General features: G+C 74.4%; 19 protein-coding genes. 10 read left to right on the forward strand and 9 right to left on the reverse strand.

Features of this window, described 5'->3' with window-relative positions; translation table 11 throughout:
- Positions 1–41 precede the first annotated feature (41 nt).
- Complete coding sequence (locus tag BJ971_RS15315) at positions 42–1100, reverse strand: ferredoxin reductase (RefSeq protein ID WP_184993657.1); 1059 nt, start codon at positions 1098–1100, stop codon at positions 42–44.
- 95 nt (positions 1101–1195) lie between these two features.
- Here BJ971_RS15315 and BJ971_RS15320 point away from each other — a divergent pair, with 95 nt between their 5' ends.
- From BJ971_RS15320 to BJ971_RS15330, 3 genes are all read left to right on the forward strand, one after another.
- A complete protein-coding gene (locus tag BJ971_RS15320) occupies positions 1196–2356 on the forward strand; it encodes a PucR family transcriptional regulator (RefSeq protein ID WP_239087278.1) in 1161 nt (386 codons plus the stop codon).
- A 178-nt stretch (positions 2357–2534) separates the two neighbouring features.
- Positions 2535–3443: a S66 peptidase family protein gene (locus BJ971_RS15325; protein WP_239087312.1), complete on the forward strand. Its 909-nt coding sequence runs from the start codon at positions 2535–2537 to the stop codon at positions 3441–3443.
- A complete protein-coding gene (locus BJ971_RS15330; RefSeq protein WP_184993663.1) occupies positions 3440–3970 on the forward strand; it encodes a GNAT family N-acetyltransferase in 531 nt (176 codons plus the stop codon). The genes BJ971_RS15325 and BJ971_RS15330 overlap by 4 nt, the downstream gene beginning before the upstream one ends.
- On the opposite strand, the gene BJ971_RS15335 is transcribed toward BJ971_RS15330, so the two are convergent.
- A complete protein-coding gene (locus tag BJ971_RS15335; protein WP_184993665.1) occupies positions 3963–4910 on the reverse strand; it encodes an EamA family transporter in 948 nt (315 codons plus the stop codon). The genes BJ971_RS15330 and BJ971_RS15335 overlap by 8 nt on opposite strands.
- A 38-nt stretch (positions 4911–4948) precedes the next feature.
- On the opposite strand from BJ971_RS15335, the gene BJ971_RS15340 reads away from it, so the two are divergent.
- Together BJ971_RS15340 and BJ971_RS15345 are read left to right on the forward strand one after the other, a co-directional pair.
- Complete coding sequence (locus BJ971_RS15340) at positions 4949–5491, forward strand: CGNR zinc finger domain-containing protein (protein ID WP_184993668.1); 543 nt, start codon at positions 4949–4951, stop codon at positions 5489–5491.
- A 147-nt stretch (positions 5492–5638) separates the two neighbouring features.
- On the forward strand, positions 5639–6220 hold the full coding sequence (locus BJ971_RS15345; RefSeq protein ID WP_184993670.1) for an RNA polymerase sigma factor: 582 nt from the start codon (positions 5639–5641) through the stop codon (positions 6218–6220).
- An 11-nt stretch (positions 6221–6231) separates the two neighbouring features.
- Here the strand turns inward: BJ971_RS15345 and BJ971_RS15350 are convergent, their stop codons facing one another.
- On the reverse strand, positions 6232–8958 hold the full coding sequence (locus BJ971_RS15350) for a helix-turn-helix transcriptional regulator (RefSeq protein ID WP_184993672.1): 2727 nt from the start codon (positions 8956–8958) through the stop codon (positions 6232–6234).
- Between the two features lie 83 nt (positions 8959–9041).
- Here BJ971_RS15350 and BJ971_RS15355 point away from each other — a divergent pair, with 83 nt between their 5' ends.
- Both BJ971_RS15355 and BJ971_RS15360 read left to right on the forward strand, forming a co-directional pair.
- Positions 9042–9650, forward strand: coding sequence for a hypothetical protein (locus BJ971_RS15355; RefSeq protein WP_184993674.1), 609 nt, complete (start codon positions 9042–9044; stop codon positions 9648–9650).
- Positions 9647–11524 carry a Dyp-type peroxidase gene (locus tag BJ971_RS15360; protein ID WP_184993676.1) on the forward strand — a complete coding sequence of 626 codons (1878 nt, stop codon included), beginning with the start codon at positions 9647–9649 and terminating at the stop codon, positions 11522–11524. The genes BJ971_RS15355 and BJ971_RS15360 overlap by 4 nt, the downstream gene beginning before the upstream one ends.
- Here the strand turns inward: BJ971_RS15360 and BJ971_RS15365 are convergent.
- Positions 11490–12503 (reverse strand): LacI family DNA-binding transcriptional regulator, encoded by a 1014-nt coding sequence (locus BJ971_RS15365; protein ID WP_239087277.1) that lies wholly within the window; start codon positions 12501–12503, stop codon positions 11490–11492. The two genes, BJ971_RS15360 and BJ971_RS15365, sit on opposite strands and share 35 nt — an antisense overlap.
- 98 nt (positions 12504–12601) lie before the next feature.
- On the reverse strand, positions 12602–13096 hold the full coding sequence (locus tag BJ971_RS15370) for a DUF732 domain-containing protein (protein ID WP_184993680.1): 495 nt from the start codon (positions 13094–13096) through the stop codon (positions 12602–12604).
- A gap of 116 nt (positions 13097–13212) precedes the next feature.
- Between BJ971_RS15370 and BJ971_RS15375 the strand changes: the two genes are divergently transcribed.
- On the forward strand, positions 13213–13914 hold the full coding sequence (locus BJ971_RS15375) for an MBL fold metallo-hydrolase (protein WP_184993682.1): 702 nt from the start codon (positions 13213–13215) through the stop codon (positions 13912–13914).
- Between the two features lie 25 nt (positions 13915–13939).
- Positions 13940–14815, forward strand: coding sequence for a S1C family serine protease (locus BJ971_RS15380; protein ID WP_184993684.1), 876 nt, complete (start codon positions 13940–13942; stop codon positions 14813–14815).
- Positions 14816–14838: 23 nt separating this feature from the next.
- Here the strand turns inward: BJ971_RS15380 and BJ971_RS15385 are convergent, their stop codons facing one another.
- Entirely contained in the window at positions 14839–18300 is a 3462-nt protein-coding gene (locus BJ971_RS15385; RefSeq protein ID WP_184993686.1) for an ATP-binding cassette domain-containing protein, read from the reverse strand.
- Between the two features lie 206 nt (positions 18301–18506).
- Between BJ971_RS15385 and BJ971_RS15390 the strand changes: the two genes are divergently transcribed.
- Complete coding sequence (locus BJ971_RS15390; protein WP_184993688.1) at positions 18507–18788, forward strand: DUF1905 domain-containing protein; 282 nt, start codon at positions 18507–18509, stop codon at positions 18786–18788.
- 19 nt (positions 18789–18807) lie between these two features.
- Here BJ971_RS15390 and BJ971_RS15395 read toward each other — a convergent pair whose 3' ends face one another.
- The 3 genes from BJ971_RS15395 to BJ971_RS15405 form a co-directional block, all read right to left on the reverse strand.
- The gene (locus BJ971_RS15395; protein ID WP_184993690.1) at positions 18808–19992 is read right to left on the reverse strand and encodes a metallophosphoesterase; all 1185 of its coding nucleotides are present in this window, start codon (positions 19990–19992) and stop codon (positions 18808–18810) included.
- 56 nt (positions 19993–20048) lie between these two features.
- Positions 20049–20702: a hypothetical protein gene (locus tag BJ971_RS15400; protein WP_184993692.1), complete on the reverse strand. Its 654-nt coding sequence runs from the start codon at positions 20700–20702 to the stop codon at positions 20049–20051.
- Positions 20703–20770: 68 nt separating this feature from the next.
- Positions 20771–21013 (reverse strand): hypothetical protein, encoded by a 243-nt coding sequence (locus BJ971_RS15405; RefSeq protein ID WP_184993694.1) that lies wholly within the window; start codon positions 21011–21013, stop codon positions 20771–20773.
- Positions 21014–21123 lie beyond the last annotated feature (110 nt).

Consider the following 21123-nt stretch of genomic DNA (forward strand, 5'->3'; position numbering starts at 1 on the left):
GGGTCCTCGGTTTTCTTCGGGTGCGGGAAGCGGGGGGAGTCTCAGACGTCGAGGTGGCAGGGGCCGGCCGCGGCCGAGACGCAGGTCTGCACCTTGACGTTGTCGCCCTCGACGGCGGTGGTGATCGAGCCGTCGCGCAGGTCGCGGACGGCGCCCTCGGTCATCGGCAGCACGCAGCTGAAGCAGATGCCCATCCGGCAGCCGGACGGCATCAGCACGCCGGCCGCCTCGCCCGCCTCCAGGATCGGCACGTCGCCGGCGGCCTGCACCACGGTCCCGGACCGGCCGAAGGTGACCTTGCCGCCGTCGCCGGCCGCGATCACGGTCGGCCGGAAGCGCTCGACGTGCAGCAGCTCCTCGGCGCCCGCGCGGGCCCAGTGCGCGCCGAGGTCGTCGAGCATCTCGTTCGGCCCGCAGGCCCAGGTGTGCCGCTCGAACAGGTCGGGAACGAGCTCGGCCAGCTCCGCCGGGGTGATCCGGCCGCCGGTGCGAGTGTGCCGCTCGATCAGCCGGATGCGGCCGTCGGCGGCCAGGGTGCGCAGCTCGTCGCCGAAGACGACGGCGTCGCGCTCCGGCGCCGAGTGGACGACGACCACGTCGCTCAGCTCGTGCAGGGCGCTGCGCAGCATGCCCATGACCGGGGTGATGCCGCTGCCGGCGGTCACGAACAGCACCCGGCCGGGGCGGGTGGCCGGCAGCGTGAAGTCGCCGGCCGGGTGGTCCAGGTGCACGATCATCCCGGCCCGGGCGTTGCGGATCAGGTGGTTGCTGACCGCGCCGTCCCGGACGGCGTTGACGGTCACCGACAGCCCGCCGGGCGCGCAGGTGACGGAGTACGCGCGCCACAGCCGCACGCCGTCGACGTCGACGCCGATCCGCACGTACTGGCCGGGCTCGTGCGGCCGCCAGCCGCGGCCGGGGCGCAGCACCAGGGTCACGCTGTCGCGGGTCTCGGGCCGGACGGCCACGATCCGCGCGCGCAGCACCCGGGCGTTGCGCAGCGGCGCGACCACGTCGAGGTAGTCGGTCGGCACCAGGGGCGTCGTCAGCAGTTCGACGACGCGCCACGCGCCGGATCGCAGTGTCTGGTTCACGGCCATGCCACAAGGGTGCGGGGTTTCCGGGGTAATCGCCTGACCTGATCTACGTGAATCGGGTCCGCGTTATTGTTCGCAGCGAACAAGTGGAGGCCAGCGTGAGCGATGATCAATACTTCCGGCTGTCCGCTGAAGCGGTCACACCTCTCAGACACGCCCTGCCCGCCGTCGCCGCCCAGACGGTCGAGGCGATCACCCAGGGTGTGCCCGCGTACGCGGAGGCGTTCAGCGGGACACTCGGCCCGCGGATCGAGAAGGCGGTCCAGGCGGCACTCGGCACGTTCCTGAACCTGGTGTCCCGGCCGGCCCGCGCGGCGCAGGGCTCGCCGCTGACCCCGGCGCTGGAGGCCGCGTACGCGCTCGGCCGGGGCGAGGCGCGCAACGGGCGCAGCCTGGACGCCCTGCTCGCGGCGTACCGGCTCGGCGCCCGGGTGGCCTGGCGGGAGCTGGCCGCGATCAGCGTCCGGGGCGGCGAGGACTCCGTGACGATCGCGCACTTCGCCGAGCTGGTCTTCGCCTACATCGACGAGCTGTCGGCGGCGAGCGTCGCCGGGCACGCCGACGAGCTGGCCACCTCCGGCCGGGCCCGCCGCCGGCACCTGGAGCTGCTCGCGCAGGCGCTGCTGGCCGGCGAGTCCGAGCACCTGGCCATCGCGGCCGCCGATCGCGCCGAATGGGCGCCGCCGCAGACCCTGACCGCGGTGCTGGTGCCCGAGCCCGCCGCGCGCGCGGCCCTGGAACTGCTCGACGCCCGCACCCTCCAGGCGGCCGAGGGCGGCCCGGAGGAGACGTCCGTGCTGCTCGTGCCGGACGCGCACGGCGTGTCCCGGGCACACCTGATGCGGCTGCTGGCGGGCCGCGGCGCGGTCGTCGGACCGTCGCGGCCGTGGCTGCGGGTCCGGGAGTCGCTCGCCCGCGCCGTGCGCACCGCCCGGTTCGCGCCCGGCGACGGGGCGGCGGCGGTGGACACCGAGGATCACCTGGTCTCGCTGGTGCTCAACGCCGACCCACAGGCCCTCGCCGACCTGCGGGAGAAGGCCCTGGCCCCGCTCGCCGGTGAGCGCGCGCCGACGGCCGCCAAGCTCGCCGAGACGCTGCGCGGCTGGCTGCTGCACCACGGGCGCCGCGACGAGGTGGCGGCGGCGCTCTTCGTGCACCCGCAGACCGTGCGCTACCGCATGACCCGGGTGCGCGAGCTGTACGGCGACCGCCTCCGCGACCCGCAGTGGCTGCTGCTGCTCACCGTCGCCCTGGCGTAGCGGGAGTGTCGCATCTCATCGATGCTCTTGACTACCGCGGTGGTGCGCGACAAACGTCGCGATGATGAGGCTGACCCGCCGTACCCTGCTCGGTGCCGCCGCTGCCGCCGGCGGAGGCACCCTCGTCGCCGGTGCCGCCCCCGCGCGGGCCGCGCCCCGCCGGACCGTGAGGCCGCCGATGCTGCGCCCCGGCGACCGGGTGCGCGTGATCGCCCCGGCCTACCCGCCGGACACCCGCCTCGCCCGCGGGATCGAGATCCTGTCGAGCTTCGGCCTCGTCGTCGAGGTCGGTGCCCACGTCAACGACAGGTACGGCTACCTGGCCGGCACCGACGAGGACCGGCTGGCGGACCTCAACGCGGCCTTCGCCGACCCGGGCGTCCGCGGCGTCTTCGCCGCCCGCGGCGGATACGGCACCCAGCGCGTCGTCGACCGGCTGGACCTCTCCGCCGTGCGCCGCGACCCGCGGGTCTTCGTGGGCTTCAGCGACCTCACCTCGCTGATGGGCCGCCTCTGGCAGGGCGCGCGGCTGGTGACCTTCTACGGCCCGATGGTGAACTGGACGGACTCCCGCACCGGCCCGGTGGAGATCGAGTCGCTGCGCAAGGCGATCATGACCACCGAGCCCGTCGTGCTGACCCGCGACCCCGCCGAGCCGAGCGCCGCGGTGCTGGTGCCCGGCACGGCGACCGGGCGGCTGCTCGGCGGCAACCTGACGATGCTCCAGACCGCCATCGGCACCCGCGACCTGCCCGACCTCGATGGCGCGATCCTGCTCTTCGAGGACGTGGACGAGGCGGCGTACAGCTACGACCGGATGCTCACCCAGCTGCGGCGCGCGGGCGCGCTGGACGGGATCGCCGGCATCGCGATCGGCCAGTTCACCAGCGCGGCGAACTCCGGCACGTGGAACGCGGCCACCGCGGTGCAGGACCGGGTCGGCGACCTGGGCGTGCCGGTGCTCGGCGGGCTGCGCGTCGGCCACGGCAACGGCCAGCTCACCGTGCCGCTCGGCACGAGAGCCACGATCGACACGGCGGCGGGCACCCTGACCGTCGCGCCCGGCGTGCTAGAACCTGGCACATGATCTCCTTCCACCCGTCGGCCGGATCAGCCGACGCCGAGTTCGTCGCCACGGTCACCGACCTGGTCAACGTCGTCTACGCGGCCGCCGAGGAGGGCATCTGGATCGAGGGCACCGAGCGGACGTCGCCGGCCGAGGTCGCCTCGATCATCGCGGCCGGCGAGCTGCTGGTGGCCCGCTCGGGCGACGGCCTGGCGGGGGTGGCGCGCCTGCGGCGCCTGCCGACCGGCGAGGGCGAGCTCGGCATGCTCGTCGCTCACCCCGAGCGGCGCGGCGCCGGCATCGGACGGGACCTCATCGGGTACGCCGAGAGCTGGGCCCGCGCGCAGGGCATCGTGACCATGCGGATGGAGCTGCTGGTCCCGCAGTCCTGGACTCACCCGGTGAAGCGGTTCCTGTACGACTGGTACACCCGGATCGGCTACCGGGTGGTCGGCAAGGGCGACCTCGCCGAGCAGTACCCGCGGCTGGTGCCGCGCCTGGCGACGCCCTGCGACTTCCTGGTGTTCCACAAGGACCTGGTCAGCTGAGCTCGCGGTCGCCGAGGCGGACCGTCACCACCCCGCCGATGATCAGGACGCCGCCGGCGAGCTGGGTCAGGCCGGGCAGCTGGGAGACCAGCAGCCAGGCGAACAGAACCGCGGCGACCACCTCGAGCAGGGCGACGAACGACGCCACCCGGGAGCCCAGCCGGCGGCTGGCGGCGATGCCGGTCGCGTAGGGCATTGCCGCGGTGACCAGGCCGAGCAGGGCCATCGGCACCCACCAGGGCGGGCTGCCGAACGAGTACTCCGCGGCGGCGGTGGAGGCGTGCATCGGCAGCAGGCCGGTCGCGGCGAAGGCGAGCAGCACGAGCGTGCCGACCGTGAGCCCGGTGCCGGCCAGGGCCAGCGGCGGCAGGCCGCTGTCGGTGTCGGCCGAGATCAGGAAGTACGCCGTCGCGCCGATCATCGCGCCCAGCGCCCAGGCGACGCCCGACCAGGCCAGATCGGCGCCGGAGGCCAGGTCGAGCACGAGCACCAGGCCCGCCGCGGCGACGACGGCACCGACAACGGTCAGCGGGCTGGGCCGCTGCCCGCGCCGCAGCCAGAGCCAGCCGACCACGGCGGCCGGCGCCGTGTACTCGATGAGCAGGGCGGGCGCGACGTCCATGGTGGCGACCGCGGAGAAGTAGCAGAACTGGGCGCCCGCGACGGCGAGCGTGCCGTACATCAGGACCTGCCCGGCCTGGCGCCGCAGCAGATGCCACCGGCCGCGCAGCGCGGCGAGGGTGAAGGGCGCCAGCGCGAGCGCGGCGATCGCCATCCGGCCGAGCACGATCGCGCCGGGGCTCCAGCCGGTGCCGAGCAGCCCGGTGGCCAGCGGCCCGGACAGGCCGAAACCGGTCGCGGAGACGATGGCGAGCAGCACCCCGCCGCCGATGCCGGGCGCGGCCGGGAGGACGGGCCTGTCATTGGCTAACTGGGTCATAGGTGGTGACGCTAGGGAGACCGTCGTAAGGTGTCAAGGTGGTTATCGCCCATGACACAGAGGCCGCGCTCCAGGCGGCCGTCGAGCTGGTCAACAGCGGCGCGGAACCGGACACCCTGACCTCGACGGCGTGGGTCGACGCCTGGTACGCCAAGCACCGCTACACCGGCCACCGCGCCCGCGACGCGGCGGAGCTGGCCGAGCTGCGGGCCGCCCGCCCGGAGCTGCGCGCGCTGCTCACCGCGGACCGCGACGCCGCCGCCGAGATGATCAATCGGATGCTGGCGCGGGCCGGTGCCGTGCCCCAGCTGATCCGGCACGACGGCATCGACTGGCACATCCACGCCGTGGCGGCCGGCGAACCCCTGGTGCGGCGCGTCATGGTGGAGACGGCGATGGCCATGGCCGACCTGGTACGCGCCGACGAGACGTCCCGCCTGTCGGTCTGCGCCGGCGAGAACTGCGACGGCATCGTGCTCGACCTGACCCGCAACCGCTCCCGCCGCTTCTGCGGCACCGCCTGCGCCAACCGGGTCGCGGTCGCCGCCTACCGCGCCCGCGCCAGAGCCGCCAGACCCTGACGCCGGTCACCCCGGCCCCAGGGTGTCCTGCCGTCAACCCCAGGGTGCTGCCCGGATCTCAGGGGCGTCCGGAATCCCTAACGTGATTCGGGTCCAGCGGCTCCCTCGGCGGGTGAGCGGGGCCAGGATCGCAGGGGAGGCGCGATCATGACGATCGACCAGTACGACGGCACCCGGGAGACCGTTCGCGACGCGCAGTCGGGCGACACGCACGCGGCGGACATGTTCGTGCGGCAGTTCGAGCGGCTGGTCTGGTGGACCGTGCGGTCCTTCCGGCTACCGGACGCCGACGCCGAGGACGTCGTGCAGAACACCTGGCTGCGGGTGTTCGAGCATCTCGGCGAGGTGCGGGAGCCGGACCGGATCGGGTCGTGGGTGGCGACGATCGCCCGGCGGGAGTGCCTCAAGCACATGCGGACCGGGCGGCGGGAGGTGCCGGGCCTGGAGTTGCGGGCCGAGCAGCTCGACGACGAACGGGCGCCGCACCCGGAGCGCGTCGCCGTCGACGCTCAGATGATCGACCTGCTGTGGCAGCACGTGAACTCGCTGCCGGGGCCGGCCCGGGAGATGGTGGTGGCGCTGAGCGGCAAGGACGCGCCCGCGTACGCCGATTTCGCCCGCCGCAAGGGCATCCCGATCGGTAGCATCGGGCCGACCCGGATGCGCTCGCTGCGCAAGCTGCGGGTCTCGCTCGAGGGCCACGGCCTCGGGGCGCACGCGTGGCACTAGCAGCCGGCCCGTCAGGCCTTGGCGGCGCCCGCGATGCCGGCGAGGTCGGTGCGGGACCGGATGTTCGTCTTGCGGTAGATGTTGCTCAGGTGGTACTCGATGGTCTTCTGGCTGAGGAACAGGGTCGCCGCCGCCTCGTGGTTGGTGGCACCCCTGGCCACCACGAGCGCCACCTGCAACTCCTGCGGGGTGAGCCGGGGCAGCGCGTCCGCGGAGCGGCGGACCGTGGTGCCGGTGGCGCTGAGCTCGGAGCGGGCCCGCTCGGCCCAGGGCTGCGCGCCGAGCCGGGTGAAGGTCTCCAGGGCGTCGTGCAGGTGCTTACGGGCCTGTGCCCGCTGCCGCTGCCGGCGCAGCCGCTCGCCGTACGAGAGCTCGGTGCGGGCCCGCTCGAACGGCATCAGCGCGCAGCCCAGCGACTCCAGGGCGGTCTTGAACGCCGCGGCCATCTCCTCCGGCGGGGCAAGCAGCGCCCGGCACCGGGCCGCGGCCGCGTCGGCCCACATGCCGCCCGGGCGGGCCTGCTGCGCGTCGAGCAGCTCCCGCGCGGCGTCCGGCCGGCCGTCGCGGATGTACGCCTCCACGAGGTCGAAGACCCACGGCACCACGGCGGGGTCCCGGATGTGCGCGGCGACGGGCAGCGCGCGCACGGCCTCGAGGTGGGTGATCGCCTCGCCCGCCTCGCCCTGGCTCAGTGCCAGCAGGCCCAGCTCGTGACCGGTGTAGAGGGCCATGCAGTCGACGCCGAGGCGCTCGGCCACCGCGATGGTCCGCTCGACCCGGCGGCGGCAGTCGTCGGCGCGGCCCTGGACCGCGTCGAGGCGGCCGTTGAAGAACAGCCCGTAGAGGTCCGCCTGGCGGGTCTCGCTCGCCAGGCGCAGGCTCTCCGCGGCGCTGGCCCGGGCGTCGTGCCAGTCGCCGACCCGGAAGTGCAGCTCCGAGGAGATGCCGAGGGCCTGCGGCAGCACGCCGAGCGCGCCGGCGGACCGTGCGGCGGCGATGACCCGGTCGAGCAGCTCGCCGGCGGCGTCGAAACCCTCCAGCCAGATCCAGGTGAGCGCGGCGTGGCAGAGGTCCTGTGCGCGTACCAGGGGATCGGCCCGCATCAGGTCGGGATGGCAGCGTCGCAGCAGCGCGTCCGCCGCGCCGCGCTCGCCCGCCAGGGTGAGGCCGCCGGCCAGGGCGACCGCCGCGACAAGCTGGGGCGGGCCGCCGGCCCGCGCGGCCAGCTCGTGGCCGCGGCGGACCACGGCCTGGAGCTGCTCGATGTCGCCGACCATGAAGTACGGGATGCAGGCGTCGGTGTACATCAGCGCGGCCCGGCCGGGGTCGGCCTCCTCGACCGCCTCCGCGCTGGCGACCAGGAACTCCAGTACGCCGTCGGGGCGCTCGCGCCACATCCGGACGTAGGCGCTCATGTGCTGGATCAGGGCGCGCCGGCTCGGCTCGGTGGTCAGCGGCAGCGCCTCGTCGAGCAGCGGAAGCACCTGGTCGTTGCGCCCGGCGAGCTGCCAGCAGCGCGCCGCGCGCAGCAGCCGGCGTGCCCGGTCCGGCCCGCGGCTGAGCCGGGCGGCCTGCCCGAACGCGCGGGCCGCCCCCACATACCCGGCGCGGCTGCTGGCCCGCAGCGCCGCCTCCTGCAGCAACGTTGCCACGTCTTCATCGGGGGAGAGCGTTGCGGCGGCGAGGTGCCAGGCGCGCGCGTCGGCGGCCGCGTCGCCGGGTATGTCGGCGAGCACGGCCGCCAGCGCGTTGTGTGCGGCGCAGCGATCGTCCATTGTGGCGGCGTGGTAGACGACCGAGCGCAGCAGCGGGTGCCGGAACTCGGTGCGCCGGTCGTCGATGGTGATCAGGTCCTGGGTCTCGGCGGGCGCGAAGTCGCGCAGGTGCAGACCGGACGCCTCCGCGGCGAGCAGCAGGATGCCGGTGTCGCCGCCGACCGCGGCCGCGGCCAGCACCAGGGCGCGGCGGGTGTCGCCGGGGAGCTCGGCGAGCCGGGACTGGAGCGCGCGCTCGATCCGCGAGCCCGGCGGCACGTACGGCGCGGCCACGCCGGCGTCCTGGTGGTCCGGCCGCTCGCGGCTCAGCTCGATGACGCCGAGCGGGTTGCCGGCGGTCGCGGCGTGCAGCCGCGCGGCGGCGCCGGGCGGCGCTGCGGGCAGGGTGGACCGGCACAGCTCGTCCACGTCGTCGACCGAGAGGCCGGCCAGCGCCACATGCGACGCGCGCAGGTCGGCGGCGTCGGCCGGGTTGCGCGTCGCGACCAGCAGGGCGATGCCGTCGGCGTGCAGGCGGCGGCCCGCGAAGAGCACCGCCTCGCGGGAGGAGGCGTCCAGCCACTGGAGATCGTCCACGACGATCAGCAGCGGGGAGGTCTCAGCGGCGGCCGCCAGGATGCCGACGGTGGCGGCGCACACGGTGAACCGGTCGCCGGCCACCGGCGGACCGAGGGCCAGCGCGCTGCGCAGCGCGGCGGCCTGCGGGCCGGGCAGCCCGTCCAGGCCGTCGAGGACCGGGCGCAGCAGGTCGGCCAGGCCGGCGAACGGTATCTCCGACTCGTCCTCGTAGCCGCGCGCGGTCAGCACCCGCATGCCGGCGGCCTGCTCGATCGCGTAGCCGATCAGGGTGGTCTTGCCGATGCCCGGCTCGCCGGTGATCACCAGCGCGTCGCTGCGACCGCCCCGCGCACCTGTCAGAAGAGCGTCGATCAATGCACGTTCGGCGGTCCGTCCGAGCATCATCGGCCGAGTGTATTCCCGTGCCCGGGAGCGCGAGGCTACCGCACAGAATCGGCGCAGCTGATCTTTCCCGAAGGGTCATGATCATGATCGAGACAACCGGTACCCCGCCCGTCGGCCAGCCGCGGGACGGCTCCTATCTGGCCCCGGTCGGCGGCCGCGGCACTCCGCTGACCGTTCTCAGCCCGATGCCGCGCCGGTGGACCTGGCTGCTGCGCGGCCTGCTCTTCGTGCGGCACCTGATGGGCGCGCCGAAGGACCTCAGGCAGCTGTCGTTCATCCACTTCGCGCACTGGTCGGTGATCTCCCGGTTCCCGGGCCAGCGGCGCCGCTCCCGGTACGCGTACCTGTTGTTCCGCAGCGACTTCAACGGCGCCTGGAGCAAGTACATCGACGCGTTCTCGATCCGGATCCCGAAGCGGATGGCGCTGATCTGGGGCTGGTCGTTCGGGTTCCCCGGCGCGCTGCCGCCGGAGCCGTTCCGCCGCTACATCGCCGCCAACGACCTGCCGGTCGACCACTACTACTCCGCGTACCCGGATGCCGGCGTCACCGAGATCGCCGCCGCGCTGCGGGTCCGCGACGCGTTCGAACGCCACGTCGGCGACACCGCGCCGGAGGCGTTTCCGGAGGCGTGGCGCCGGTTCCTCGACGAGGTCCAGGAGGACCTGTACAGCTGGGAGGCCGGATCATGAGCATCGGACACCGGACCCGCACCCGGTCGGTCACCGTGTTCGCCCGCATCGCCGACGGCCGCGCCTCGGAGGTGCGCGAGCGGCTGCGGGCGTACGAGAAGGACAGTCCCTTCGCCCGGCTGCCGGGTGTCCACTTCGCCCGGCTGATCGTGATCGAACACGCGGTGCGCCAGGAGCGGCCGGCCCGGCTGAGCCGGCGTGCGCGGCTGCTCGACCTGGTCGCGCACTTCGGGCGGGGGCCGCGCCCGGACGACCTGCCACATCCGTACCTGATGATGACCGCGACGGTCGACGGCGACCCGGCGGAGTTCTTCCGGCGGCTGCGCGACCTCGGCCCGGACGCCGACGCGGTCTGGGGCGACTGCACCGGCTACCCCGGGCACGGCGAGGAGGAGCCGTTCACCGACTTCTTCCGGCGCCGCGCCCTGCGGGCGAACTACACGTTCGCCGGCGCGCCCGACGGGACCGTCACGGAGATCCGCGACGCGGTCCTGCTCCGCCGCCAGCTCGCCGCCTTCGCCGCCACCGCCTCCGACGTCTCCGACGACGCCCTGCTGCGCCGCTTCCGCACGGCGACCCCGCCGCCCGCGACGCGGGCGGCCACCGAGGCGCCGCCGCCCGGGCTCGACCCCGCCGAGGTGCAGGGCCTGGTGCTGCGCGGCTACGGCGACCACGCCGTCGCGGCCCATCTCCACCTGCGGATCACCTCCGGGCCGCTCGCGCGGCGCTGGCTCGGCGCGGTGGCGTCCGAGGTCACGTCGGCCGCGGACCTGCCCGACCGGCCGGGCCGGGCACTGCACGTCGGCATCAGCCACTCCGGACTGGCCCGGCTCGGCGTGCCGGAGGCGGAGCTCGCCGGGCTGCCCGAGGAGTTCCGCGAGGGCATGTACGCCCGGGAGGACAGGCTGTCGCCGGGGCGCGGCACCGGGCCGTGGCGTGGGCCGTTCGACGGCGCCGGCGCGGTCGACGTGGTCCTGCTGCTCTCCGCGACCGGCGACGCCGAGCTGGAACCGTTGCTGAGCCGGCTGCGGCGCGACGCCACCGACGGCGGCGGCGTGCGCGTCGTCGGCGAGCAGCGCGGCCGGCGGATGCCCGGACCGGGCCGCACCTTCATCGAGCACTTCGGATTCGCCGACGGGCTGTCCCAGCCGCGGATCGCGGGCTACGGCCGTGACGGCTCCGGCGAGGTGCTGCCGCCCGGCGAGTTCGTGCTCGGCCTGCCCGATGTGGACGGCGACATCGCCGGCCGCGACCTGCCGGCCGCGCTCACCCGCAACGGCAGCTTCCTGGTGTACCGCAAGCTCGAGCAGGACGTGCCCGCGTTCCGGGCGATGACCGAGGCCGCCGCCGGTCCGTTCGCCGACGGCGCGGACGGCGTCGCCGCCGGGCTGGTCGGCCGCCGTCGCGACGGCGCGATGCTCTCGCCGTGCCCCGCCGGCTCGCACGTGCGGCGGGCCAACCCCCGCGACTCGCTGCCCGGCGGGCGGGAGCTCACCCGCCGGCACCTGATGCTGCGCCGCGGCATCCCGTACGGGCCCTACCTGCCGCCGGGCGCGAGCGACGACGGACAGGAGCGCGGGCTGCTCTTCCTCGCCCTCGTCGGCGACCTCGGCCGGCAGTTCGAGTTCGCGCAGACCGAGTGGCTCTCCGACGGCAACGTCTTCGGGCGCGGCGCCGAGCAGGACGTCTTCACCACGGCCGGCGGGCCCGGCGCCCGGATCCTGCTGACGGGGTCGCCGCCGGCGTACGTGAACGTGCCCGGGCCGCTGGTGACGTGCCGCGGCGGCGAGTACTTCCTGCTGCCGGGGCTCGAGGCGCTGCGCGCACTCAGCGCGGAGCTCAGTGCGGAGCCCGGGGCCCGCTGCTCTCCCTGATCACCAGCGCGGTCGCCAGTTCGATCCGATGGCTGTCCAGCCGCTCGCCGTTGATCACCCGCAGCAGCATGCGGGCGGCCGCGACACCCATCTCACGCAGCGGCTGGCGCACGGTGGTCAGCGCCGGCGCCATCCACGGCGTGAAGTTCAGGTCGTCGAAGCCGACCACGCTGCACTGCTCGGGTATCCGCAGCCCGCGCGCCCGGGCGGCCGAGTAGACGCCGGTGGCCAGGTGGTCGCTGCCCGCGAAGATCGCCGTCGGCGGTTCGGCCAGCGCGAACAGCCGCCGGGCCGCGTCCAGGCCGCCGTCGTGGTGGAACGGCGCGTAGCGGACCAGGTCCCGGTGCGCGCGCAGCCCGGAGGCCTCGAGCGCGGACCGGTAGCCGGCCACCCGGGCCCGGGTGCAGAGCAGGGACTCCGGGCCGCCGATCGCCGCGATCCGGGTGTGTCCGAGGCCGATCAGGTGCTCGGTCGCCGCGAACCCGCCGGCGAAGTTCGTCGCGCCGACCGACGGCACGTCCGGCGGCGGCGCGGACACCCCGTCGACGAGGACGAACGGCAGCGTGCGCCGGGCCAGCTCGGCGCGCTGGGCCTCGTCGAGATCGGACAGGACCAGGATGGCGCCCTGCGACGCCCGGGACAGCAGCGACTGGAGCCAGCGCCGGGTCAGGCTGGCCCGGTTGTGCACCGCCGAGACCGCCAGGGTGAGCCCGGCCTCCTCGGCCACCTGCTCGACGCCGGTCAGTATCGCCAGGCCCCAGTTGCTGTCCAGGTCGTTGATGACCAGGTCGATGAACTCGCCGCGGCGGTTGCTGCGCCGCGGCGACCGCGGCCGCTGGTACCCGTGCTCGGTGAGCAGCCGCTCGATGATGGCGCGGGTGTGCGCGGCGACGTCGCTGTGTCCGTTGAGGACCTTGGAAACGGTCGGCACGGATACGTTCGCCTCGCGGGCGATCGTCGCCAGGGTGCAGCGTGGCACCGCGGCCACCTCCTCGGCTCGCCGGAAGCCACAGTCTGATCACCGAACCCCGGAGTTTCCAAGAAGTTTCGAAAGTTGGCAGAAGATATTTCGGGCGATCAGAACTCCTCGATGCGGCGGTCCTGATCCGGGCAGACGTTGTCGATCGCCATTTTGATCAGTTTGTGGGCGGTCGCCTCGTCGGTGCCGAACCGCTCGGTACCGGCCACGATGGTGCCCGCGCCCTCGCCGGCCGCGAGCGACGTGCACGCCTGCCCGGCGATCGCGGCGATCTCCTCGTCCCGGTGGTCGAGGGCCACCGCGGGCAGCCGGTTCTGCACCGCGGCGACGAATCCCGAGGTCTCCAGCGCGACGGCCCGCGGCTTGGCGGCCCGGCGGCCGGACGACGGCGCGGGCCCGGACGTGCGCGGCGCGGCCGTCGCGGTCGGCACCGGCCGGGTGCGGCCGGCGGCGACCGCCGGCGCCGAGGGGGTCGGCGCCGCGCTGCTGGTCGCCGGCGCGGGCACGGTCGCCGGCCTGGTGACGTCGTCGTCGCCGCATCCGCTCAGCGCGACAAGCATTACCGCCGCGACCACCCATCTCTGCGCCATCATGCGGCCAGACCCTAGCCGGGGCGGGGCGGCGAAACGGCGGCTCGCCCACAGACGGGGGAAACGGCCCCCGGGCGGGTGAAAGCCGGGCACTTCACCCCGGATGGGAGGATCACCGGATGCGTGAAGTGGTCGACGGCGTTTTCGAGCTCGGCATCGGTTACGTGCACATGCACCTGGTGATCACCGACGACGGGGTGGTGCTCGTCGACACCGGGCTGCCCGGCAGGTCCCGCAAGGTGGATCAGGCGTTGCACGACATCCGCCGCAAGATCGGCGACGTGCGGACCGTGCTGCTCACCCACCATCACGCCGACCACACCGGCAACGTCGCCGACCTGCGCCGCCGCTCCGGTGCCCGGGTGGTCGCGCACGCGGCCGACGCGCCGGTCATCGCGGGACAGGCAAAGGTCGTCATCCGGCACCCGATCGTCAAGGTGACCAGCCGCCTGATGGGCACCCCGGAGCCGGCGCCCGTCGACGACGTCGTCACCGTCGACGGCTCCTCGCCGCTGCCCGGCTTCACCGCCCTGCACACACCCGGGCACACCGCCGGGCACCTCTCCTTCCTGCTGGAGCGGGCCGGCGGCGTGCTCTTCGCCGGCGACGCCGCGCGGGGCGGGCGCGACGGCCGGATCGGCGGCTCGCCCAAGATGGTCTCGGTCGACCTCGCACAGCAGGAGAAGAGCGTCGCGCGCCTGGCCGACCTGGAGTTCGAGCACGCCGTCTTCGGCCACGGCGGCGCCGTCTCCGGCCGGGCCGCCGACCGCTTCCGCGAGTACGTCGTACAGCGAACTCACAGAGGGCTCTCGGGTAGGTGACAATTCGGCGGGCGACAGTTGTGGCATGACCGATCTGCTGACCAGGCCCCCCGCGTACACCCAGGACCACACCGCCGCCGCGCCGCCGTTCCCCCCGCTGCCCCCGAACGTCATCAGCCACCGCGGTGGCGGGCGGCGCTGGCCGAGGCGGGTGGCGGGCGGCGCGGTCGTCCTCGCCCTGATCGCCGGCGGCGGCATCGCCGGCGGCGTGGTCGCCGAGCACTACGCCACCGGAACGCCGGCCGCCGCGACACGGACGACGGCGACCGGCACCCCGGCGGTCGCCGCGAACAACGACCTGGCGGCGGTCGCCGCCAAGGTGTCGCCGAGCATCGTCACGGTGCTGATGCAGAGCTCCGGCGGTACGGGGCTGGGCTCCGGCGTCGTGATCACCGAGGACGGCCTCATCGTCACCAACAACCACGTGGTCGCGTCCGGCGGCACCGCGAGCGTGCAGCTCGCCGACGGCCGCACGGTGCCCGCCGAGGTCCTGGCCACCGACCCCACCCACGACCTGGCGCTGGTCCGGGCGTCCGGCGCGGGGAGCCTCACGCCGGCGACCTTCGGTACGGACGACAGCGTCGCCGTCGGCGACACCGTGCTCGCGTTCGGTGCCCCGCTCGGCCTCGAGGGGACCGTCACCTCCGGCATCGTGTCCGCGCTCGACCGGGAGGTCGGCACCGACGGCGAGAAGCTGACCGGCCTGCTGCAGACCGACGCCGCCATCAACCACGGAAACTCCGGCGGCGCGCTCGTCGACACCGCCGGCAACGTCATCGGCATCAACGTGGCCATCGCCACGCCGAGCGAGGACTCCGGCAGCATCGGCCTCGGCTTCGCCATCCCGGCCGGCACCGTCACCAGCGTCGTCAGGCAGCTCGAGGCCGAAGCCTCCCACTGATCGTGGGAGGCCCGGCCCCGGTGCTAGCCGGCCAGGTGGCCGTACCGGTCCTCGAGCTCGAGCCACGTGCCCTGCGCCACCGAGCGGCCGCCGATCAGGACGACCACCCGGTCGGCGCGGGACAGCGCCGCCCGCTTCGACGTGGAGCCGACGACGGTGACGCCGTGCTCGCGCAGCGCACGCCACAGCTCCAGCTCGGTCGTGACGTCCAGCGCCGAGGACACGTCGTCGGCGACCAGCAGCTCCGTGCGCGGCGCCAGGGCCCGGGCCAGGGCCAGCCGCTGTAGCTGGCCGCCGGAGAGCCGGGTGCCCTTGTGCCCGATCAGCAGTTGCAGCCCGCCGCCGGTGGCCGCCAGGTCGTGCTCCAGCTGCGCCGTCGTCACCGCGTCCGCCGCGTCGACCTCGTGGCCGAGCCGGATGTTGTCCGCGACCGTGCCGGACAGCACCCGCGGCAGCTGCGCCACGTAGCCGACCTGGTTCGGTCGCAGGAACAGCTCCGGCTCGTCGACCGGCCGGCCGTTCCAGCGCAGCGCGCCGGTGTGGTGCACGATTCCCGCCAGGGCCCGCAGCAGCGACGACTTGCCGGAGCCGACCGGGCCGACCACCAGCACCAGCTCGCCGCGCTCGACGACCAGGTCGATGTCCTGGGCGCCGACCGTGCCGTTCTCGTGCACCGCGCTGAAGCCCGAGAGCGTCAGCGTCCGCAGCGGGTTCCGCGGCGCCACCGGCGGTGCCTGCGCGGTGCCGGCCGCGATGTCCACGCCCGGCACCGACGACGAGTACGCCGAGACGCCCGCCATGGCCACCGTGCGCCGGGTCCAGACCCGCGCCGACGGGAAGTGCGAGACCAGCGACGCCGTCGTCCAGGCGATCCACCGGGCCGAGCCAAGCGTCGCCACGGCGATCAGCGTCGCCGCCGCCGACAGGTTGCCGGTCAGGTACATCGCCCAGGCCGCGATCGGCAGCAGGCCGCTGACGATCGACGGCGTGGACCGGGCCCACACCTGGATGGAGATCTCCCGGCGCTGCCGGTCGCTGCGGGCCGTGTCCAGCCCGGCCAGGTGCTCCAGCACCGGCCTTGTCGCGCCGGCCAGCTTCACCGTGCGCGCCGCCGACAGCGACGAGACCAGGGCGGTCGCGAACGACGCCCGGGCCGCGACGGTGCGCCGGGCCGCCCGCTCCAGCCGCGGGCCGAACAGCGTCGCCGCCAGCCCGGAGACCACCATCGTGCCGAGGAAGAACGCGGCCGGCACGTACGAGCGTGAGGCCAGCGTCATCGTCAGGATCACGATCAGGCCGATCCCGGAGTCGATGAGGTTGTCGGCGAGCATGACGACCCGTTCGGTGTCGCCGCCCTGCGCCACCACCTCCGCCGGGGTGTACTTGCTGATCCGGCGCGGGCCGGTCTGGCCGTGCACCAGCCGCATGCTGATCCGCAGCATCTGCCGGACCCACCACTCGGGGAACCAGGCGCCGGTGTAGTAGAGCGTCGGGATCGCGACGACCAGGCAGGCGGCGATGGCGATCGCCGGCGGCATCGGGTCACCGACGCCGTCGACGACGTCCGACCAGAGCAGCGGCAGGACCGCGCCGTCCAGGCCGAGCACCACCAGCACGATGAAGATCGCGATCGCGCCGAGCCCGTACCGCGGGTCGTTGACGGTCAGCCTGGCGATCTCGCGCATGGTGTGTGCCCGCGGCGGTTCGGGCAGCGGCGGCGGTTCGGCCATCGGGAGCGTGTTGCCCAGCTCCGTCTCGACCGGCGCCTCCGGCTCGCGTTCCAGCAGCGCCACCCCGCCGGCCGGGCGCACCGGCGCGGCGACGCTGGAGCTGGCGAGCAGCTCGGCGAAGCGCCGCGACTCGGGCAGCGGGCCGGCCTCCAGCACCTCGCCGTCGGCGAGCACGACCACCTCGTCGCAGCGCCGGACCGACGAGAGCCGGTGCGCGACGATGACGCCGATCCGGCCCTCGAGCAGCCGGTCGGTGGCGCGCTGCACCCAGGCCTCGGTGACCGGGTCCATCCGCGCGGTGGCCTCGTCGAGGATCACCACGTGCGGGTCGCGGACCAGGATCCGGGCGAACGCGACGAGCTGCTCCTGCCCGGCGGAGAGGACGTAGCCGCCCTCGCCGAGCTTGGTGTCCACGCCGTCGGGCAGGCTGCTCACCCAGGCGGTCAGGCCCAGCTCGTCCAGCGCGCGGGACGCCTGCGGCAGCAGTTCCGGGTCGAAGAGCGCGATGTTCTCCGCCAGGGTGCCGGCCAGGATCTCGGTGCGCTGCGGCACGATCGCGGTCCACCGGCGCAGCGCCTCGACGTCGAGGTCGTCGATGTCGGCGCCGCCGAGGAACACCGTGCCGCGCGGCACGTCGACGGCCCGGGTCAGCACCTTGGCGAGGGTCGACTTGCCGGAGCCGGTGCGGCCGATCAGCGCGTACGAGCGGCCGCGGGTGAACGACAGGTTCACGTCGCGCAGTGCCGGCGGGCGCCCGGAGTCCGACTCGCCGTAGCGGAACGTCAGGCCGCGCACCTCCAGGTCGCCGTCGACCGGCGGCAGCCCGGTGGTCGGCTCCTGCCGCACGCCGCGCAGCGACTGCACCCGGCTCCAGGCGCCGAGCGCGTTCTGCAGCTCCGGCACCATGCGCGTGACCTGCTCCAGCGTGCCGCCGAAGCCGAGCGCCAGCAGCCAGACCGCGGTCAGCCGGGCGCCGTCGATGTGCCCGCCGATCAGGGCCCAGGCGCCGACGATCACGAGCGCGGCGATGAGGGTCCGGGTGACCGCGCCGGCGCTCATGGTGATCCGCGACGACGCGGTCCAGACCTTGCGGCCGCGGACCAGCACCTCGCGGGCGCGACGGGCGTAGAGCCGGCGCACGTACGGTGCGGCGAGGCTGGTGCGCACGTCGTCCTGGCCGTGTATGGACTCCTCCATCACGGCGGCCAGGTCGGACCAGGCCTCCTCCTCGTGGATGCGCAGCGGGGAGAGCCGCCGGGTCGGCTTGTTCAGCACCAGGACCAGCAGGATCGACACCAGCACCATGGCGATGCCGGCCGGCCACCAGGCGAAGAACGCGGTCACGACCGAGAACGCCGCGAGGGCGAGGGACTGCGCCAGCCGCACGCCGCTGCCGCGCAGCTCGGAGCCGACCTGGTAGACGTCGCCGTCGATGCGGTCGAGCAGCTCGCCGACCGGGGTGTTCTCGAGCGTCGGCAGGTCCTGGCCGAAGGCGACCCGGCACAGGCCGCGGCGCACGGACGCGGCCCAGTCGGCGGTCAGCCCGGCCGCGACCAGGCCGACCACGAGGTCGCTGAGGACCGCGACCACCAGGGCGGCGGCGAGCAGGGCGAAGAGCGGCACCGACTCGTCGACGAGGACCGCGCCGGCCAGGCCCAGGGCAGCCGCCTGACCCGCCGCACCCATGGCGATGAGGACGACGACCAGGGCGGTGCGACGGGGCGAAGTGGCCCATAAGTCGCGGAGCAGGCGCATTGGGGTCCTCACGGATAGGGAAGGCGGTGAACCCATCCTGCGGTTTGCGGCACGGCTGCTCAAACCATTTATGTGTCCGAGGGGTATCGCGTGCGTCACCGCGGGCCGCGCCGCGCCCGGCGGTGGCGCACCTCACGCGTTTCGCTCGCGGTCGCGGCGGTCGCCGTGGTCCGATTGCCTGGTCGCCGGAAGCTGGGGGGAACGCCATGGTCGCCGGACCGCTCGACACCGAGTTCACGGCCGTGCTGGAGAAGAGCGCCGCCGAGGGCGGCTGGACGTACGTGATCATGCCGGGCTCGGCGGAGTTCTTCGGCACCCGCGGGCTGGTCAAGGTGCGCGGCACCGTGGACGGCGAGCCGTTCCGCAGCTCGTTCATGGCCCTGGGCGACGGCCGTCACAAGCTACCGGTCAAGGCCGACCTGCGCCGCCGGATCGGCAAGGAGGCCGGCGCGACCGTCACCGTGCGCCTGTCCGAGCGGCTGAGCTGACGGCGCCCGCCGCCCGGCCTCAGCGGCAGCGCAGCGTGATCAGGGTGATCTCGCTCGGCGCGAAGATGCGGAACGGCGGGCCCCAGAAGCCGGTGCCCCGCGACGTGTAGAGCTGGGTGCGCTCGCCGTGCCGGCTCAGGCCCTGGAGCACCGGCTGGTCCAGGCGAACCAGGTAGTGGAACGGCCACATCTGGCCGCCGTGTGTGTGCCCGGAGATCTGCAGGTCGACGCCGTGCTCGACCGCGCCGGTCACCTGCTGCGGCTGGTGCGCCAGCAGCAGCACCGGCAGGTCCGGGTCGGCGCCGGCCAGCGCCGCCTCGTGGTCCATGTGGTGGCCCGGCAGCCCCGAGCCCGCGGCCGTGCGGTCGTCCACCCCGGTGAGGATCAGGCTGCTGCCGTCGCGGGAGATCACCAGGTGCCGGTTGTGCAGGGCCTCCCAGCCCAGCGACGCCATGTGCTCGACCCAGCGCTGCGCCCCGCTGAAGTACTCGTGGTTGCCGGTCACGTAGACCCGGGCCAGCCCGGCCCGCACGTCGCCGAGCGGGGCGGCCTGTTCGAGGCGCTGGGCCACCTCGCCGTCGGCGATGTCGCCGGTGTGCGCGACGACGTCCGGTTGCAGCGAGTTGACGACGTCCACGACGCCGCGTGACCAGCGGGCCCGGTCGATCGGCCCGTAGTGCGTGTCGGTCAGCAGCACCACCCGGAGCCCGTCCAGGCCCGGGCCGAGCCGGGGTACGACCACGTCGACGCGGCGGACGCGGGACACCCGCATCGCCTCGGCGTACCCCCAGAGGAGCAGGACGATCGAGATCAGGGCGACCGCCGCCGTCACGATCCGTGAGCGGACCGGGTCGCCGACGCCCGCGAGGGCGAGCGCGAGCCGCAGCACGCCGCCGAGGATGGACCACACGAACAGGACCCAGACGACGCCGAGCAGCGTGTCGGCGACGCGGGCGGAGCCGTCGTGGTGGCGGCCGTGGCCCCGGAACATCAGGACCGGGAACGCGGCCGCGGTGGCGGCGACCAGCACGGTGCCCGCGGCGAACACCGCGCCGGGCCACCGGTTGCCGGACCACAGCAGCGTCCACCAGGGCACGCCGAAGAGCAGGAGCAGGACGGCGGAGACGATCAGGCCGAATCGCAGCGCGGACCCGCGCCGGCGACGCGGCGCGGTCTCGGCCTCGACGGTTTCACCCACGGTCACAGCGGAAAGTCTGCCACGCCCGCGCGCTCAGCGGCCGCCAGGACGGCGCTACGGCCTCACAGGCCGAGCCGCAGGCCGGTGACGCCCGCCGGGGACTGCGGCCGGGTGGTGGCCCGCAGCAGGTCGGCGTGGACGCCGGCGGGCAGCTGCGTGCCGAGCGCGCACAGCGCCGGATAGAGGTCGAGCACGTCGCGGTGGCTGAGCGCGCCGACGCCGATCAGCAGCCCGGTGACCGCGCCGGGCGTCCGGGCCAGCTCCGCGCAGAGCTCCGTGCGCCAGCCCGGGTCCTCGACGTGCGAGGCGAACTCGCGGGCGATCCGGTTGCTGGCCGAGCAGCCCTCCTCGGGCGCGGCGTGCCGCCCCGAGCGGGCCAGCACCGGCGCCATCCGGACCACGACGCCGAGGCGCAGGGCCAGCTCCGGCAGGGTCAGCGCGTCGAGGCCGAACGAGCAGTTGTCGCAGAGCCGCTGGAACGTCTCGGCGTGCACCACGACCGCCGGCTGGGGGCACTCGCCGCCGGCCGGGCCGCAGACGGTGTCCATGATGATCTCGGACAGCCGCCCGGTCGGGTCGAAGCGGCCGATGCCGAAGAATTCCGACGGTGTCTCCCGGTAGCGGGCCAGGGCGGCCCGCTCACTGCCGTAGCCGTCCGCGTCGACCCCGATGCGGGGTACGCCGTGCTGGGCCTGGAGCTGGATGAGCCGGAACATCCTGTTCACTCCCGTGGGGTTCGGTGACGACGGTGCATCTCGGGATACGCGCCAGGAAGTCCCTCGGTTCAGTCCTTACGCTGGGTTAATCCAAGATTCCGTCGGGCCCGCTGTCCCGTCAAGAGGAAACAGTCAAACGTTACCGCGTGTAGTGCATACGTCGCTGCGGTGAGTGCCAGCAGCATCCCCGCCAGCACGGCGACGAGGCCGCCGTCGAGGGCTCGCCAGGCGGTGGGCAGCGCGACCAGGCCGAGCACGAGCCCGGCCTCACAGGCGGCCTCGGCGAGGCGGCGCGCACGGTCCGGTTTCATGGCCCTCACCCTTCCGTCAACCGGGGTGCGCGCGCTTCCGTCCGCAGCCGGATCGACGGCTACGACTTTCGGCAGAGGTCGCCGGGATTCCGGAGCCCCGACGGAACCGG

It is taken from the genome of Amorphoplanes digitatis (assembly GCF_014205335.1).
Taxonomy (GTDB): Bacteria; Actinomycetota; Actinomycetes; order Mycobacteriales; family Micromonosporaceae; genus Actinoplanes; species Actinoplanes digitatus.

Coding starts and splice junctions, on each gene's coding strand:
- BJ971_RS15355 (WP_184993674.1), top strand. CDS start 9,042: ATGATCGAGACAACCGGTACCCCGCCCGTCGGCCAGCCGCGGGACGGC.
- BJ971_RS15380 (WP_184993684.1), top strand. CDS start 13,940: ATGACCGATCTGCTGACCAGGCCCCCCGCGTACACCCAGGACCACACC.
- BJ971_RS15400 (WP_184993692.1), bottom strand. CDS start 20,702: ATGTTCCGGCTCATCCAGCTCCAGGCCCAGCACGGCGTACCCCGCATC.
- BJ971_RS15385 (WP_184993686.1), bottom strand. CDS start 18,300: ATGCGCCTGCTCCGCGACTTATGGGCCACTTCGCCCCGTCGCACCGCC.
- BJ971_RS15360 (WP_184993676.1), top strand. CDS start 9,647: ATGAGCATCGGACACCGGACCCGCACCCGGTCGGTCACCGTGTTCGCC.
- BJ971_RS15335 (WP_184993665.1), bottom strand. CDS start 4,910: ATGACCCAGTTAGCCAATGACAGGCCCGTCCTCCCGGCCGCGCCCGGC.
- BJ971_RS15390 (WP_184993688.1), top strand. CDS start 18,507: ATGGTCGCCGGACCGCTCGACACCGAGTTCACGGCCGTGCTGGAGAAG.
- BJ971_RS15325 (WP_239087312.1), top strand. CDS start 2,535: ATGCTGCGCCCCGGCGACCGGGTGCGCGTGATCGCCCCGGCCTACCCG.
- BJ971_RS15315 (WP_184993657.1), bottom strand. CDS start 1,100: ATGGCCGTGAACCAGACACTGCGATCCGGCGCGTGGCGCGTCGTCGAA.
- BJ971_RS15405 (WP_184993694.1), bottom strand. CDS start 21,013: ATGAAACCGGACCGTGCGCGCCGCCTCGCCGAGGCCGCCTGTGAGGCC.
- BJ971_RS15370 (WP_184993680.1), bottom strand. CDS start 13,096: ATGATGGCGCAGAGATGGGTGGTCGCGGCGGTAATGCTTGTCGCGCTG.
- BJ971_RS15345 (WP_184993670.1), top strand. CDS start 5,639: ATGACGATCGACCAGTACGACGGCACCCGGGAGACCGTTCGCGACGCG.
- BJ971_RS15350 (WP_184993672.1), bottom strand. CDS start 8,958: ATGATGCTCGGACGGACCGCCGAACGTGCATTGATCGACGCTCTTCTG.
- BJ971_RS15375 (WP_184993682.1), top strand. CDS start 13,213: ATGCGTGAAGTGGTCGACGGCGTTTTCGAGCTCGGCATCGGTTACGTG.
- BJ971_RS15330 (WP_184993663.1), top strand. CDS start 3,440: ATGATCTCCTTCCACCCGTCGGCCGGATCAGCCGACGCCGAGTTCGTC.